Here is a 14,399-nt window from a genome sequence, read left to right as displayed (position 1 = left end):
TTGTGTTTTGTGATCGCAAACCGCGCGGTTTTAGCTATACCTGTAACTCCCCAATGCAATAAATCCGGCCTTCCGACAGGAGTTACAGCATGAAGCTAGCCGTAATGATGAGCACCCTGTGCATTGCCACGCTGGGCGTGGTGGGCTGCTCCAGCAAAACCGTCGCACCCGACGAGTACTCAGGCTTCCTCAAGGACTACAGCCAGTTGAGGGAGGCCAAATCCCCGTCGGGGGCTGAAGTGATGCGCTGGATTGACCCGAAAATCGATATCAGCAAATTCACCAGCGTCTACGTCGAACCGACCCAGCTCTATCCCAAACCGCAACCCACCGTGAAGATTCCGCAGCAGACCCTCAACGGCATCACCAGCTATTACGATCAGGCGCTCAAGCGTGAACTGGGCAAATCCCTGCCGCTGGCCTCAGGCCCAGGGCCTGGTGTGATCGTGGTGCGCGCGGCGATCACCGCCGTGAGCAGCAAGACCGAAGGCCTGCACGCCTATGAAGTGATTCCGATTGCCCTGGTCGCCGCAGCGGTCAGCACCGCGAGCGGCATTCGCGATCAGGAAACTACGCTGGCGACCGAAGCGGTGTTCCTCGATGGCGGCACCAACAAGGTGGCGGCGCAGGTGGTGCGCAAGGGCACCGGCAAACCGCTGGAAAACGATTCGCAGGTGATGAAGGCCGATGACGTGAAAAGCGTGATCGATGGCTGGGCGGCGGATCTGCATCAGTCCTACCTCAAGCTCAAGGCCAAGTAAGACCGGCACGCCGGGTCGCCACAGAGGGCGATCCGGCGTGTGCGCAGCGTCAGAAACTGGCGCGTGCCAGTCGGTTGTAATGGCTGAGCAAGCCGTCGTAACTGCGGGTCACGGCGTAGTAGTCCTCGCTCAAACGTTCGGGCTTAGCGTGGTTGTGCCAGTCTGCTTGCAGGGTATTCAACGCCTCGAGATAGTCTTGCCCCGGCTCGCCGATGCGCAGCCACAGATCCCGCGCGGCATCGGTCTTGTTCTGGAATCCACCCGTGCGCGGCGCGAGCCAGGGTTCGCGACGGTTCCACGCCAGTTGCAGTTTCGCGGTGGTTTCGGCCAGCAACTTCGGGGTCAGGGTGCGATTTTTCATCGCTTCGTCGAGCACATCGACGGTCTCCCGCGCCTGAATCATGTACGCCAGCAAGTCCCAGTGAATGTCCCTGCCCAGACGCGCCTCGATCAGCTTGAGCTGTTCAGGACGTTGCGCGGCGTCGAGCGGCAGCAGGCTTTGCCGCAGAGCCGTCGAGGCGCCGATGTACTCCTGTGACACGCGTTCGATCGCGGCGAGTTCTCCAGGCGAGGGCTGTTGCGACCCGGAGGTGAAACTCGCCTCTCGGTAAAACCGCGTGGGGGCAATGGTGGTCGTGACGTGACTCAGCGCCCGAACGTATTCGTTCGCCTGTCGCACCAGTTCAGGCTGCCAAGCCAGAAGATCGAGTTTTTCCGTGAGGCCCTGACCGCAGACATCGCGCTGAATGTCCCGCACATTGAACGCATCGCTGTCGTCGAAATCCTTGAGGCTCTTCAACCAGCGCTGGTCGCGAGGCAAGGGCGGTTGAGGGTTTCTGTAGCGGTCGTAGGCCGCTCGCCATTGCACGTCGATCCGGTTGACGCAGGCGATCACCGGGCTCAGGGCATTGGCCTGGGCGGTGACCGGCGCATCGCGCCCGTCCAGCCAGAGATCGAGCTGGAGGAAAGGGCGGGTCGCACTCGTCAGTCCCATCACCACCAGCGCGAAGAAGATACCGACGCAAAACATCACTCTGGTGGTCATGGGCGCGCCTCCTTGCCGTACCACTGTTCAACGGTGGCCGGTGCGCTGCATTCGGCGGTGGTGGCCGGCAAACGGCTGCACAGGCGTTCGGTCCAGGGTTGCAGACCCTGATTACGATTGACCGTGCCTTGGCTGGCGACCACTTTGAATACGCCGAGCACGAGGGCCAGCACCAGAATGCCGAGGATCGTCACGCCGACTTTCATGGCCGGACGGCTCTCTTCCCAGGAAACCCGTGGCCTGGATTGCCAGCGGCGCACCAGGCCGAAGGTCGCCAGGGTCGCGGCGTACACCCCGCCGGCAATCGGGCCGAAAAACCAGCCGAGCCCGGCCACCATCAACGCGCCGGGCACCAGGTCACGCAGCACGCCGAACGGCGGCGAGTCTTTGAAAATTCCGGGGCAAAGAACAGCGCTGAGCCGGTCATCCAGCCGCCATACGCGATGGGCACCGTTATGCACCAGCCAATTGAGCCCCGCCACGATCACGCCAAACACCACGGTCGAGATCATGACGATATTGATCAACCCGCTGAAGCGCACGCCCAAGGGAATGTAATGAGTGAACGCGCCAATCAGGCAGGCCAGCACCACGCCCACATATGTCGGCCAGTCATTGAAGCTCAGTTCCCAGTCACGCCAGAAAAACGCCGTGCCGCCGGGCATCTGCGCGCAGACATTGGGGTGATTGGCGTACAGCTCGGAACTCAGTTTCCGGCACTGCGCCCAGTCTTCTTCGCTCAGGCGTCGGGCCAGTGCACGGCGGGCGCTGAACGAGCCGGTGCCCAGCAGCAGGCGGGCGGCGCGGTGTTCGGGGGTGGCCGGCGGTTCCAGGGCGAGCTGTTGCTGGCGGGCCACAAAAAACGGCGCATTCTGGCGAGCCAGCAGGCGTTGCCATTCGCCGTTAGGGCAGGGATTGCCCGTGCTGCCGTGCCAGCCTTGACCGCTGCGCACCCGTTCGAAAATCTCGGGAGACCAGACCGGCGCATCCAGCAGCAAATGGCTCAGGGCACGGTTGAACCATTGCCGATGTTGTTCAATCGCCAGCCAGTTGAAATCCGCGCAGCGGGCATAGGCCTGGAGAAATCCGTCGACGTCTTCCCGTTCGAGGGCGTCGCGCATCGGTTGCGCAATGCGCGCGCGTTGTTGATCCAGCAACAGGTCGATCGATATTTCGTCCAGCTCCAGGCGTTGCCAGGCGCTGAACCAGAAGAAGGTCGGGATGGCCCAGTCCACCAGCGTCTGCGAAGTCTCAGGGTGTTCAATGCAATGATGCAGCACCGTGTCTTCGAAGAAATGCGCGCAACCCTGTTCGAGGGTGACGGCATGGCGATGATTCAGCTCTTCAACGCTGAGCCCGTCCAGCGAACGGGTCGCCAGTTGCAGGGCATCGACCTCGACCACGGTCAGGCCGCTCAGGTCCCAGGATTCTTCAATACCCTGTTCCTGCTCTTCGTCCTGATTCTGCTCGTGATACTGCTGCCATTCCTTGTACGCCAACGCCTGCTCATAGGCATCGCGCAGCCGCTGGAAACCCTCGGGGTCATCGTCGGGGCGGGTCTGTTTGAGCAGGACGGCATATTGGCGTTTGATCGTGCGCACATCGGCGTCGGCCGACAGGCCAAGGACGGTCCAGCAACTCATTGCGATGACAACTCCATAAAAACCGCGACGCGATCCAGTGGTGGCATTGTGATGTTGCGCACCCTACCTGTTTCGCGTCGAAAAGTCCTCGTGTCTCGCTCAGTCGCCGACGAACCAGCGGAAATACGGATTGCCGCCATCCCCACGCATCACCTCGCGGATGTCCCGGCCCCAGGCATCGCGGTCGCCGTCGTAGGCATGCAGGCTGGCGCGATAGAACTGCATCAGGCGCTGGCGGTGGGCTTGCATGCGCTCGTCGAACCCGGCATCGGCGTTCACCAGCGGTGGCGCGACGTACAGGTCCAGCAGCGCCGGCAGCACGCGGGTGATTTCCTTGGTGCGAACCCACGGCGCGTACTCGATGCGCGGCTGGTCGTCGGTCACTGCCGGTGCGTCGGCGGCAAAGCGTTCCAGCCCGGAGCGGTCGGTGACCCAGGTCGACAGCAGTGCCGCCGCCGAGCCGATGCCGACGTCCTGCAAGGCGCCGCGTACGCTGTCCTGTTGCAGGCGCTGGGTGATTTTCCCGGCGTCCAGTTCGATAGGCGTCAGTGAACCCACCAGCAGCATTTCGTGGAACTCGCTGGTCCACAGCGTCGCGTACGGGAACACGTCGAGGAAGCTGCGCACCAGCGAGCGCGAGTCGTCGATGTTCTGGGTCGGCAGCGGCAGCCATTGCGCGACCAGACCCTGTTTTTCCAGGCGGCTGGCGGCCAGTTGGTAGAAGTCGCGGGAATACAGGTTCACCACGCCGGCGGCGGAGGGCGGCGGTGGTTCGAGGGTGATCAGGTCGTAGGTCTGCGGACTGCGCAGCAGTTCCTGACGACCGTCGCGCAGACGCACATCGACGCCGGGGTCACTGGCGGCGTTGAAGTTGCCCTTGAACAGCGGCGCGGCCTTGACCACCGCCGGCAGCAGTTCGGCGACCACGCGGTGTTCCAGCCCCGGATAACGCAGCAGCGCGCCGGCGGTGATGCCGGTGCCGAAACCGATCACCAGCGCCGAGCGCGGTTCGCCGTTGTGGATCAACAGCGGCAGCAGCGCCTGAATCCTCATATAGCGTAGCGACGGCATGGCATCGCCGGTGTTCGACACACCCTGAATGTACAAACGTTGGAAGGCATTGCGGCCTGTGCCCTGGCTGATCACCGCCACCGTGCCGCCGCGTCCTTCCTCGTAGAACACCAATGTGCCGTTGCGCGCACCGGGCAGCAGGCTGGCGAGTTTGTTCACGGGCGTCAGCACCGCCAGTGCCACCGACAACAGCCCGAGCGCGACCACGGCCTGACGCCGGCCTTTCTTCACGCCATGGCCCTTGCGCACGGCGAACCAGCCGATGCCGGCGGCGATGATCGCCAGCAGGCCCAGCGTGCGCACCAGCCCCAGCAGCGGGATCAGCACGAAACCGCAGAGCATCACCCCGACAATTCCGCCCAGGGTGTTGAACGCCACCACCGCGCCGACATCGCGACCGATGCGCTCCTGCCCGACACTCAAGCGCAGCGCCAGCGGAAATGCCGCGCCCAGCAGCAACGTCGGGACAAACACGATGGCCAGCGCCGCCACGGCAAAGCGCGCGCTCATGCCGGCCAGTTCACTGGCGCCCTGGGTCAGCAGCCAGATTTCCGCCTGGCTCTGGGCGATCACCAGCCAGCGACCGAGCACGGCGATTTCCAGCAGGGCGATCAACCCCGCGCCGGCAATCAGCAGGCCGAACACGCCCCACGGATCACGAATCCGTTCGACCCGGCGGGCGAGCAGGGCGCTGCCCAGAAACAGCCCGGCCAGATACGTCGCCAGCACCACGGCGAACGCGTAGGTGCGAGTACTCATGAACTGCACGATCGACTGCGACCACACCACTTCGTAGCCGAGGGCCACGCCACCGGCGATGGAATACAGCCACAGGGCGGTGCGATCCGGCGCCTTTTCCGCAGGATGTTTGACCGGCGCCTCGACCGACATCGGACGTAGGCGCTGCCAGCCCAGCGCTCCGGCGGCGGCCAGCAGGTTGAGCATCGCGGCGGCCAGCGCACTGCCGCGCACGCCGAGGGTGGCGATCAGCAGGAATGCCGCGAGCAACGTGCCGGCAATCGCGCCCAGGGTGTTCGCCGCGTACAACTGACCGCCGGCCTTGCCCGGACTGGCCGCCAGCGAGCGCACCAGCACCGGCAACGTGCCGCCCATTAACACCGCCGGAGCGCCCACCAGAAGGAACGGCAACAGCCAGGCCAGCAGCCCGACATGATTCTGCAGCCAGGCAAACGGGCCGGCCGCCACGCTCATGGCAAAGGTCGCGCCGACGCCCAGCACCGCCACCAGCACTTCCAGCCCGGCATACAGCAACACCGGCTGCTTCAGCCGATCCGCCCAGCGCCCGAACCACCAGCCACCGAGTGCGAGCCCGGCGAAGAAGGCGCTGATACCGGTGGTGATCGCATAGACCTCGACCCCGACCACCAGCGACAGCTGCTTGATCCACAGCACCTGGTAAACCAGCGCCGCAGCGCCGGAGATGCACAAGAGCAGGGCGGGGATCAGCAACGCCGCCGTGGCGGTGTGCGGGACGGGCTGGGCCGGGGATTTGCTGGCGACACGTGAGGACATTGCGACTGCCTTGTTCCAGTTTGAAAGTTGCTGTGACTGTGTCGGCCTCATCGCGAGCAGGCTCGCTCCCACAATGGAATTGTTTACACCACAAATCCCCTGTGGGAGCGAGCCTGCTCGCGATTGAAGTCACCTCGGTCACAAGCCGAAAACAGTGCCGCTCGCCAACGAAGGCGAGCGGCGGTCACGCAGTTTTTAGTTGGTCGCTTTCATTTTCTCGGCAATTTTCTTGTCCACTGCCTCGCGAACCTGGTCGATGCTGAAGCTCGCCGGACGTTGGCTTGGCGGGTAATCGACGAAGGTTTGCAGGAACTTGGCGGATCGGCTTATACCCTGGAAGATCAGGTAGTCGTTTTTCGCCAGCCAGTCGAAGTATTGGTCGGAGACCACGTCGGCGCGTTCGTACGGGTCCATGCGCAGATTGAAAATCTTCGGTACGCGCAGGCACGTGAACGGTTCGCTCCAGACCTTGAAGCCGCCCGGTGCACGCTGCTCGCAGAAGACAAACTTCCAGTCGTTGTAACGCATGCTCACCAGTTCACCGTCATCGTTGAAGTAGTAGAACTCGTTACGCGCGCTCTTGTCGGTCTTGCCGGTCAGGTAGTCCAGCTGGTTGAAACCGTCCAGATGCACCTTGAAGTTCTTCCCGCCGACGTCTGCGCCCTTGAGCAGGCGATCCTTGATGTCGAGATCGCCCACGGCCGCGAGCAAGGTAGGGAACCAGTCCAGACCGGAGAACATCTGCGTCGACACTTCACCGGCCTTGACCTTGCCCGGCCAACGGATCATTGCCGGCACCCGATAGGCGCCTTCCCAGTTGGAGTTTTTCTCGTTGCGGAACGGCGTGGTGGCCGCATCCGGCCAGGACCACTGGTTCGGGCCGTTGTCGGTGGTGTAGACCACGATCGTGTTGTCGGTGATCTTCAGGTCATCGAGGGTCTTGAGGAGCTTGCCCACGTCGCCGTCGTGTTCGAGCATGCCGTCTGCATACTCGTTGCCGGGCATGCCGCTCTGGCCCTGCATGGACTCACGCACATGCGTGAAGGCGTGCATGCGAGTGGTGTTCATCCAGACGAAGAACGGTTTGTCGGCCTTGGCCTGTTTCTCGATGAACGCCTGCGCGGCGGCGGTGGTTTCATCGTCGATGGTTTCCATGCGCTTTTTGTTCAAGGCGCCGGTGTCTTCGATCTTGCCGTCGGCAAAGCTGTGGATCACGCCACGGGGAGACGCGGCCTTGACGAACTCGGCATCATCCTTGGGCCAGTAAGGGCGTTCCGGCTCTTCTTCAGCATTCAGGTGATAGAGATTGCCGAAGAATTCGTCGAAGCCATGGTTGGTGGGCAGGTATTCGTCTTTGTCACCGAGGTGGTTCTTGCCGAACTGGCCGGTTGCATAACCGTGGGCCTTCAGCGCCTGGGCGATGGTCACGTCACGGGCCTGCAAACCGACCGGTACACCCGGCATCCCGACCTTGGACAGGCCGGTGCGCAGCGCTGTCTGGCCGGTGATGAAGGTGGATCGTCCGGCGGTGCAACTGTTCTCCGCATAGTAGTCGGTGAACATCATGCCTTCCTTGGCGATCCGGTCGATGTTCGGCGTCTTGTAGCCGACCACGCCCATCGAGTAGGCACTGATGTTGGTCTGGCCGATATCGTCGCCGAAGATCACCAGAATGTTGGGTTTATCGGCCGCTGAGGCAGTTGCCGACAGGGCCATGACTGAAGTCGCCACCAGGGCGAGCCTGGGTATCCACTTGCGTATGCGAGTCATCTGACTTGCTCCTTTAGCGCGGGGGTGGGGTGCACGACAAACGTATTTCCTGTTACTTCACTTGCTCGGTTACGGGCGGATCGAACGGGTAGATCCGGCGCCAGTCGCTCGCCATGTCCACCACGGTCCAGCCTCGGGAATTCGCTTCGTCGAGGGCCTTGTCCAGGCGCCCGATATCGGATTGGCGGTCGTAGGCCCATTCGCGTTTGGCGTCGGTGTGATGCACCAGACCCATGAAGCGTTTGCCGGGACCGGCGGCGGTCCACTGGAGCATCTGCAGGTCGCCGTCGGAATTGCCGAAGGCGAGAATCGGCCGACGCCCGATCACCGAATCGATGCTCACCGGTTTGCCCGGGCCATCGTCGTTGTGCGCCAGTTTGGCGGTGCGCACGATCGAGGCCTTGCCGTCCTTGTATTCGAATGCGGTCACGAAGGTGGTGCCGATCACCTGTTCCGGCGGGATGCCGTAGACCTTCTCGGCGAAGGCGCGCATGAAGCCGGTGTCGCCGCCGGAAACGATGTAGGTCTTGAAGTCCTGGCTGCGCAGGTAGTCGAGCATTTCCAGCATCGGCTGGAAGATCATTTCGGTGTACGGCTTGCCGGTTTTCGGATGGCGGGCCTGGGTCAGCCAGGTTTTCGCGTAGTCATCGAACGCTTCGGTGGTCATGCCGGTGTGGGTGGCGGCGAAGATCTTCAGGATGCCGTCCATGCCGGCGGCGGCCAGCGCCTTGTGATCGTTCTCGATCACGGCTTTGAAAGGCTGTGTGGTCTTCCATTCCGGGTGCTGCGCGGCGGTGCGCTTGACCTCGTCGAAGGCGAACAGCAGCTCGAAATACGCCGGTTGCTCGCTCCACAACGTGCCGTCGTTGTCGAACACGGCAATGCGTTCGGCGGGTTTGACGAAGTCCTTGCCGGACTGATCGGTGACCGCCTCGACGAACTCGATGATGTGCTTTTTCGCCGGACTGTCGTTCCACGACGGCAGCGGTTCGCTGGCCTGCGCCAGCAGCGGCAATGCGAGGCCGAACAACAGGGCCAGACCGAAACGTTGGCGGTGCAGCATCGGGTTCGTCATGGGAAATCCTTCTCGTGAACGGGGTTGAGCGGGCGCAGGGCCGGGGCCGGGCGGGCCTGCTGCTGTTCGGCCTGACTGTGAAGCGTAGACAACGATTGACGCAGCTGACCCAGTGCCTGCCCAGCGGCCGGATCGCGCCCGTAAAGGCTGCGCAACAGTCCTTGCAGGCGCGGCCCGGCGTGGGTCAGTTTCAGGCCCAGACCGCAACGCCGCAGCCACAGGTAAAGGGCCGTCAGCTGCGGCGGTTGCCCGGCCAGTTGCCCGGCGACCTGTTGCCACGCGAAGTCGGCCGATTGCTGGCGGGCCTGTTGCCGCGCGAGCTGGCGCTGCTGCCATTGACGGCGCGCACGGCTGAACGCAGGTCGGCCGAGATAACCGAGTACGCCCAGTGCGACCAGCACGGCGAGCCAGATGAATCCCTGGGTCGACAAGTGCAGGCGATGATTCTGGCCGAGCTGGCGCAGGTCCTCGGTGATCGAGAACACCGGTTTGTAGGCATTGTTGGCACTGGCCTCGAAGGTGACTGCCGGGACTTGTGCGGTGCGGATCTGTTGCGTGCGCGAATCCCACCATTTCACGTCGATGGCCGGCAGGGTGTAGGCCCCGGCTGTGTCGACGCGATAGCTGACGCTGTCGATGCGCTGACCGCCGAGAATATCGCCGCGTCCGTCATCGAGGCTGCTGACTTGCGGCGTCTTCACATAGCGGCTCAGGCCTTTGACTTCGCTCAGCGCAGGCACCGGCAGGGCCATGGCCAGTGCGCCGTCGGCTTGCAGGGTTAACTGGCGGGTGAGGCTGTCGCCGACCTTAAGCGGCGTGGCCGACCGGGTGACGGTCTGGCTGAGGCGCAGCCCGGTGGCCACCAGCGGGGTTTCTCCGGGGTTGAAGCCGGGTGGCAGGGCGGCGCTGAATTGCAGTGGCTGGCTACGGGCACTGATTTCAGCGGTGGCCTGGCCGGGTGTGGTGCTTACGGTCAGCGCCGGAATGTCGAAGGTCCGGGCGGCATTGGGCGTAATCAGGTAGCTGTAGCGCAGGCCGCTGAAGGCCTGGCCGTCGATGGTCTGGTTCAGATGTTGGGCCTGACCGTCCGGTGGCATCACCAGCGCGCCGTCGAGCTTCAGCTCGGGCAGGGTGGCGGCGCTGGTGAACCAGGTGTCGGTAAGCACATCGAGTTGCAGCTCCACCAGACCGCCGACCTTGATGCCGTCGGCGGGTTGCAGGTGGGCCTGAACGCGCAGTTGCGGTTCGGCCGCGAGGGCACTCAAGCCAAGCAGGAAAGACAACAGCAACGTGCCGAGATTTTTGCTGATTGAGCGAACGCTATCGCCAGCAGGCTGGCTCCCACAAGGGACCTTCATGCACCGCAGATATTCTGTGGGAGCCAGCCTGCTGGCGATGGGCGCGACGCGGTTCATGGCCGGGCCTCCGCCTGATCCTGCAGGCTGAATTTCTGCCGGAGAAATTTCGCCGGTGAGGTGGTGAGGTTCTGCAGCCACAGCGCATCCGACGTCGCCTGTTCGGTGGTCACGGCTTTGCTTTGGCCCTTGCCCGGTGTCTTGTCGAACTTGACCTCGTCCGGTTTGGTTTCGGGGGCGTTCTGTTCGGCGCTTTCGGTGTCTTTTTGCAGGGCGATGGCCAGCGTCAGGTTGGCCGTGGCTTCGGGGAATTGTGGTTGCAGCTTCAACGCCTGCTGATAGGCCGCGATGGCTTGATCGAACTTGAAACGGCGCACGTAGATGTTGCCCAGATAGAAATACGCTTGTGGCGTGTCCAGCCGGGCGAAGGTCGCCAGCGCCAGATCGAAATCGGCGGCGTGATAAGCCGCGACGCCTTTCCAGTACGGATCGACAAACAGCGCCGCCGCTTGCGGGAAGTGCTCATGCTCGAAGGCCCAGCGCCCTTGCTGGTCGCGGGTGAAGAACGCGTCGGTCAGGGCATTGGCCTGCGCCGGCGCTGACGGCCAGCCGAGGCCCACGGCCAACGCCAGCGCCGGCATCCAGTTCACGCTCCAGCCCCTGCGCACGCTGAACAGCGCCAACAGCAACAACGGCCAGCACAGCCAGTATCCGGCGTCTTTCCAGTGCAATTCCTGCTGTTCGGCGCTGGCGCTGTGAAAGTGTTGTTGCGCGTGCAGTTCGACCCAGTCGAGATCGTCGTTCGTCAGGGTCAGGCTACCCAGCGGCGCATCGAGTGCCGAGGCCAGTTGCTTGATCGCCGCCGGATCGAAACTGCCCAATACCGGGCGACCGTTGCTGTCGGTGCGCGGCTGGCCGCTCGCATCCTGAATCAACCCGCCGTCCTGATTGCCCACCGCGAGCACCAGCACTTGCAACCCGGTGTCCTGCAACTGTTTGCCCAGTCCATCGAGCTGCGCAGTGTCGGCGCCGTCAGTGATCAACAGCAGGCTGCCCGGGGTTTTCTCGGCCTCCAGCAGACGTTTGGCTTGATCGATCACCGCACCGACATTCTTGCCCGGTTTGTCGATCAGCCCGGTGCCCAGAGCCTGAATGAAACTGTCGAGCAACGCCGGATCATCGGTCGCCGGCAGCACCAGGTGCGCGCTGCCGGCGTAGGCGATCAACGCGGTGCGCGCACCGGCGCGGCGCTGGATCAGGTCGTGCAGGGTGTGTTTGGCGGCTTCAAGCCGAGTGGGCGGTACGTCGCTGGCATCCATCGACGGCGACAGGTCGACAGCCACGATCAGCGGCGCACGATTCTCCAGAAAGTCCGGCCGATCCTGCTCCCAGGTCGGCCCGGCGGCCGCCACGGCGCCCAGCACCAGCAACGCACACAGCAAATGCACCGGGCGCAGGCGCTGGTGATCCTGCGGGGTGACCAGCAGGTGCGGCAGCAGATGCTCGGCGATGTTGCCGCGCAGGCGCCGCTGCAAATCGCGGCTGCGTTGCCAGATCAACGGCAGCAGCGCCGCGAACAGTGCGAGCAGCAGCCACAACGGGCGCAAGAAGTGGAAGTCGCCGAGATTGATCTCCATCTCAGGCCTCCTGCCGCTGACGTGCAACCGCCAGCCTTGGGCGCAGCAGCGCGCCGAGGTGATACAGGGTCAGCAACACCAGAGCCACGCCCAGCGGCCAGTAAAACAATTCACGCTGAGGTTGATGGCTGAGGGTTTTCACTTGATGCGGCGTGAGCCGGTCGAGGGTACTGTAGACCTGATCCAGCGCGGTGCGGTCTTCGGCGCGGAAGAACTGGCCGCCGGTGGCCTGGGCGATCTGTTGCAGGCTTTGCAGATTGACCTTGGCCTCACCGGAGGCGCTGGGGTCGCCAATGCCGATGGTATGAATCACCACGCCTTTGGCGGCAGCCATGTCGGCGGCATGGTCGGGGGTGATGGCGCTGCTGGTGTCGTTGCCGTCGGTGAGCAAGATCAGGACTTTTTCCTGTTCATGAGCCTTGTCCAGCAGCTTCAGGCTCAGACCGATCGCATCGCCAATCGCAGTGTTGGGGCCGGCCATGCCGATGCCGGTGTCCTCCAGCAACAGGGACAGGCTGGCGTGATCGAGGGTTAGCGGCGACTGCGGATAAGCACCGCTGCCGAACACGATCAGGCCGAGGCGATCGTCCTTGCGCTTGTCGATGAAGCCTTGCACGACCTCTTTGACGGCGGCCAGGCGATTGATTTTCTGGCCGGCGGCGTTAGTGAAATCTTCGGTTTCCATCGACTGCGAGAGGTCGATCGCGAGCATCAGGTCGCGCACCGGTTGCTGGCGTTCGATGGGTTTTTCGACGAACACCGGGCGGGCGGCGGCGACCAGCAACAGGGCCCACACCAGCACACTCAGCCACAGCTGCCAGTGATTGTTGCGGGTGCCGGTACTGGCCGGTGTTTCGCCGACGGCGCGGCTCATGGCGCCGAAGAACGGCACCCGCACGGCGCTGCGCGCTTCCTGGTAGGCGGGCAGGTAACGGTAGGCCAGCCAGGGCAGCGGCAGCAGGAGCAACAGCCACGGGTAATCAAGCTGCCACATGATGACGCTCCACCCAATGCTGGCAGGTATCGAACAGCGCCAGGCGCTGCGGCGCGGGCAGGGCGCGCAAGATGTCGTCCGGGGCGTAGGCGAGTTGCGCGAGTTGTTCGCTCAAATCCGCCGGCAGCGGCTTTTTGCAGTGCCGCTGCAAGAAGGCTTGCCAATCCAGTCCTTCGAGCGCCGCCGGATCCTGTGGGAGCGAGCCTGCTCGCGATGAGGGCATTCCATCCAATACATTCATTGACTGGCCTGACGCCTTCGCGAGCAAGCCCGCTCCCACAGGTACGACATTGCAGTTCGGCATCGAAAACGCCACGCGCTTGAGCAGTTCCGGCAATTCGCGCAACGCATTCAAGTCATCACTGCGGCTACGCAATTGCGCCAGACGCGCCAGGCCTTCGCGCCGATAAGCATCCCGTCGCCATTGCCGATAACGCCGCACACCAATCAGCACCGCGGCCAGCACCAACACCGCCAGTAACACCCACCAACCCCAGGTCTGTGGTGCGTAGCTCACCGGCGCAGGCAGGCCCAGCTCCTTGAGCTGTCCGATGTCCGGAACGTTCGGATTCATCGCCTCGAACCCGTGGATTTACCAAGCTCGGCACGTAATTGCTGATGCGCCTCTTCGGCGGTGCTGAACATCATCAGCGGCACCTGACTGCGGCGCAGCAGGGTGGCGACGTCCTTGAGCCGGCCACCGAGGAAATCCCCCAATGGCTGGTGCACGCTGCGTTTCTCGACCGCCAGCTCTACCTGCAACTGGCCCTGGGTTACCAACAGCCGGCCGTCGCTTGGCAATTTCAGCGCCATAGGGTCGTAGACTTGCAGGGCGATCACGTCGTTGTGCGCCGCCAGTTGCCGCATCAATTGCAAGGTGCGCTCGCCGGCGCCGGCGAAATCACTGACGATGCAGATCAGATGATCATGCCCGGCCACCGCGAGGCAACGCTGCAAGGCCTTGTCCAGTTGATCCTCGTCTTCGGCGTCCGGGTTGCCGGCATTCAGCGCCTGATTCTGTTGGGCGATGCGGCTCAGCAGCGCCTCGACCCGTTTGCGGCTGCGCAGCGGCGCGACGCTGTCGATGCGTTGATCGTTGAACACCAGCCCACCAACCCGGTCGCCGGCATGGAACACCATCCACGCCGCCAGCGCGCCGAGTTCGGCGGCGACGGCGGATTTGAAGCTGCGTTGCGAGCCGAAGAACATCGACATGCGCTGATCGACCACGATCAGCGCCGGGCGGTCGCGCTCTTCGGTAAAGGTGCGCACCACCGGTTTGCCGGTGCGCAGCGAAGCGCGCCAGTCGAGGTGGCGCAGGTCATCACCCGGCTGATAACGGCGCAACTCATCGAAGTTCAAACCCCGGCCACGCAGGCGCGAAGCGTGATTGCCGGCAAGGATGCTGCCCTGTGGCTGGCGGGCGAGAAAACTCAGGTCACGGGCCTTGAATTCCAGCGCCATCAATTGCGCGAGAGAGACATAGACCAGCCCGTCGGCGGTTTCCATAACAGA

General features: G+C 63.5%; 11 protein-coding genes. 1 reads left to right on the top strand and 10 read right to left on the bottom strand.

Features of this window, described 5'->3' with window-relative positions; genetic code table 11:
- The first annotated feature begins 89 nt into the window (after positions 1 to 89).
- Positions 90 to 761 carry a DUF3313 domain-containing protein gene (locus tag CAF90_RS04560; protein ID WP_085604143.1) on the top strand — a complete coding sequence of 224 codons (672 nt, stop codon included), beginning with the start codon at positions 90 to 92 and terminating at the stop codon, positions 759 to 761.
- A 49-nt stretch (positions 762 to 810) separates the two neighbouring features.
- Here CAF90_RS04560 and CAF90_RS04555 read toward each other — a convergent pair whose 3' ends face one another.
- From CAF90_RS04555 to CAF90_RS04510, 10 genes are all read right to left on the bottom strand, one after another.
- Positions 811 to 1,806 (bottom strand): DUF3829 domain-containing protein, encoded by a 996-nt coding sequence (locus CAF90_RS04555; protein ID WP_085604140.1) that lies wholly within the window; start codon positions 1,804 to 1,806, stop codon positions 811 to 813.
- Entirely contained in the window at positions 1,803 to 3,449 is a 1,647-nt protein-coding gene (locus CAF90_RS04550; RefSeq protein WP_085604137.1) for a J domain-containing protein, read from the bottom strand. The genes CAF90_RS04555 and CAF90_RS04550 overlap by 4 nt, the downstream gene beginning before the upstream one ends.
- A 99-nt stretch (positions 3,450 to 3,548) precedes the next feature.
- Entirely contained in the window at positions 3,549 to 6,053 is a 2,505-nt protein-coding gene (locus tag CAF90_RS04545) for a fused MFS/spermidine synthase (RefSeq protein ID WP_085604134.1), read from the bottom strand.
- A 195-nt stretch (positions 6,054 to 6,248) separates the two neighbouring features.
- The gene (locus CAF90_RS04540) at positions 6,249 to 7,823 is read right to left on the bottom strand and encodes an arylsulfatase (protein WP_085604131.1); all 1,575 of its coding nucleotides are present in this window, start codon (positions 7,821 to 7,823) and stop codon (positions 6,249 to 6,251) included.
- Between the two features lie 52 nt (positions 7,824 to 7,875).
- On the bottom strand, positions 7,876 to 8,898 hold the full coding sequence (locus CAF90_RS04535) for an HAD family phosphatase (RefSeq protein WP_085604128.1): 1,023 nt from the start codon (positions 8,896 to 8,898) through the stop codon (positions 7,876 to 7,878).
- Positions 8,895 to 10,313: a BatD family protein gene (locus tag CAF90_RS04530; protein WP_085604125.1), complete on the bottom strand. Its 1,419-nt coding sequence runs from the start codon at positions 10,311 to 10,313 to the stop codon at positions 8,895 to 8,897. The genes CAF90_RS04535 and CAF90_RS04530 overlap by 4 nt, the downstream gene beginning before the upstream one ends.
- Positions 10,310 to 11,890 carry a VWA domain-containing protein gene (locus CAF90_RS04525; RefSeq protein ID WP_085604122.1) on the bottom strand — a complete coding sequence of 527 codons (1,581 nt, stop codon included), beginning with the start codon at positions 11,888 to 11,890 and terminating at the stop codon, positions 10,310 to 10,312. Before CAF90_RS04525 ends, CAF90_RS04530 begins: the two co-directional genes overlap by 4 nt.
- A 1-nt stretch (position 11,891) precedes the next feature.
- Positions 11,892 to 12,884, bottom strand: a complete 993-nt coding sequence (locus CAF90_RS04520) for a VWA domain-containing protein (protein WP_085604119.1) — start codon at positions 12,882 to 12,884, stop codon at positions 11,892 to 11,894.
- Positions 12,871 to 13,458 carry a DUF4381 domain-containing protein gene (locus tag CAF90_RS04515; RefSeq protein ID WP_085604116.1) on the bottom strand — a complete coding sequence of 196 codons (588 nt, stop codon included), beginning with the start codon at positions 13,456 to 13,458 and terminating at the stop codon, positions 12,871 to 12,873. The genes CAF90_RS04520 and CAF90_RS04515 overlap by 14 nt, the downstream gene beginning before the upstream one ends.
- The gene (locus CAF90_RS04510; RefSeq protein WP_085604113.1) at positions 13,455 to 14,393 is read right to left on the bottom strand and encodes a DUF58 domain-containing protein; all 939 of its coding nucleotides are present in this window, start codon (positions 14,391 to 14,393) and stop codon (positions 13,455 to 13,457) included. Before CAF90_RS04510 ends, CAF90_RS04515 begins: the two co-directional genes overlap by 4 nt.
- Between the last annotated feature and the right edge of the window lie 6 nt (positions 14,394 to 14,399).

It is taken from the genome of Pseudomonas sp. B37(2017) (assembly GCF_002112885.1).
GTDB classification, from domain to species: Bacteria; Pseudomonadota; Gammaproteobacteria; order Pseudomonadales; family Pseudomonadaceae; genus Aquipseudomonas; species Aquipseudomonas paraglycinae.
Note: the sequence above shows the minus strand (reverse complement) of the source record. Positions and strands in the feature narration are given on the sequence as shown.

Excerpts from the sequence above, each read along its gene's own strand:
- CAF90_RS04525 (WP_085604122.1), bottom strand. The coding sequence starts at position 11,890 with ATGGAGATCAATCTCGGCGACTTCCACTTCTTGCGCCCGTTGTGGCTG.
- CAF90_RS04545 (WP_085604134.1), bottom strand. The coding sequence starts at position 6,053 with ATGTCCTCACGTGTCGCCAGCAAATCCCCGGCCCAGCCCGTCCCGCAC.
- CAF90_RS04555 (WP_085604140.1), bottom strand. The coding sequence starts at position 1,806 with ATGACCACCAGAGTGATGTTTTGCGTCGGTATCTTCTTCGCGCTGGTG.
- CAF90_RS04515 (WP_085604116.1), bottom strand. The coding sequence starts at position 13,458 with ATGAATCCGAACGTTCCGGACATCGGACAGCTCAAGGAGCTGGGCCTG.
- CAF90_RS04540 (WP_085604131.1), bottom strand. The coding sequence starts at position 7,823 with ATGACTCGCATACGCAAGTGGATACCCAGGCTCGCCCTGGTGGCGACT.
- CAF90_RS04520 (WP_085604119.1), bottom strand. The coding sequence starts at position 12,884 with ATGTGGCAGCTTGATTACCCGTGGCTGTTGCTCCTGCTGCCGCTGCCC.
- CAF90_RS04530 (WP_085604125.1), bottom strand. The coding sequence starts at position 10,313 with ATGAACCGCGTCGCGCCCATCGCCAGCAGGCTGGCTCCCACAGAATAT.
- CAF90_RS04510 (WP_085604113.1), bottom strand. The coding sequence starts at position 14,393 with ATGGAAACCGCCGACGGGCTGGTCTATGTCTCTCTCGCGCAATTGATG.
- CAF90_RS04560 (WP_085604143.1), top strand. The coding sequence starts at position 90 with ATGAAGCTAGCCGTAATGATGAGCACCCTGTGCATTGCCACGCTGGGC.
- CAF90_RS04535 (WP_085604128.1), bottom strand. The coding sequence starts at position 8,898 with ATGACGAACCCGATGCTGCACCGCCAACGTTTCGGTCTGGCCCTGTTG.
- CAF90_RS04550 (WP_085604137.1), bottom strand. The coding sequence starts at position 3,449 with ATGAGTTGCTGGACCGTCCTTGGCCTGTCGGCCGACGCCGATGTGCGC.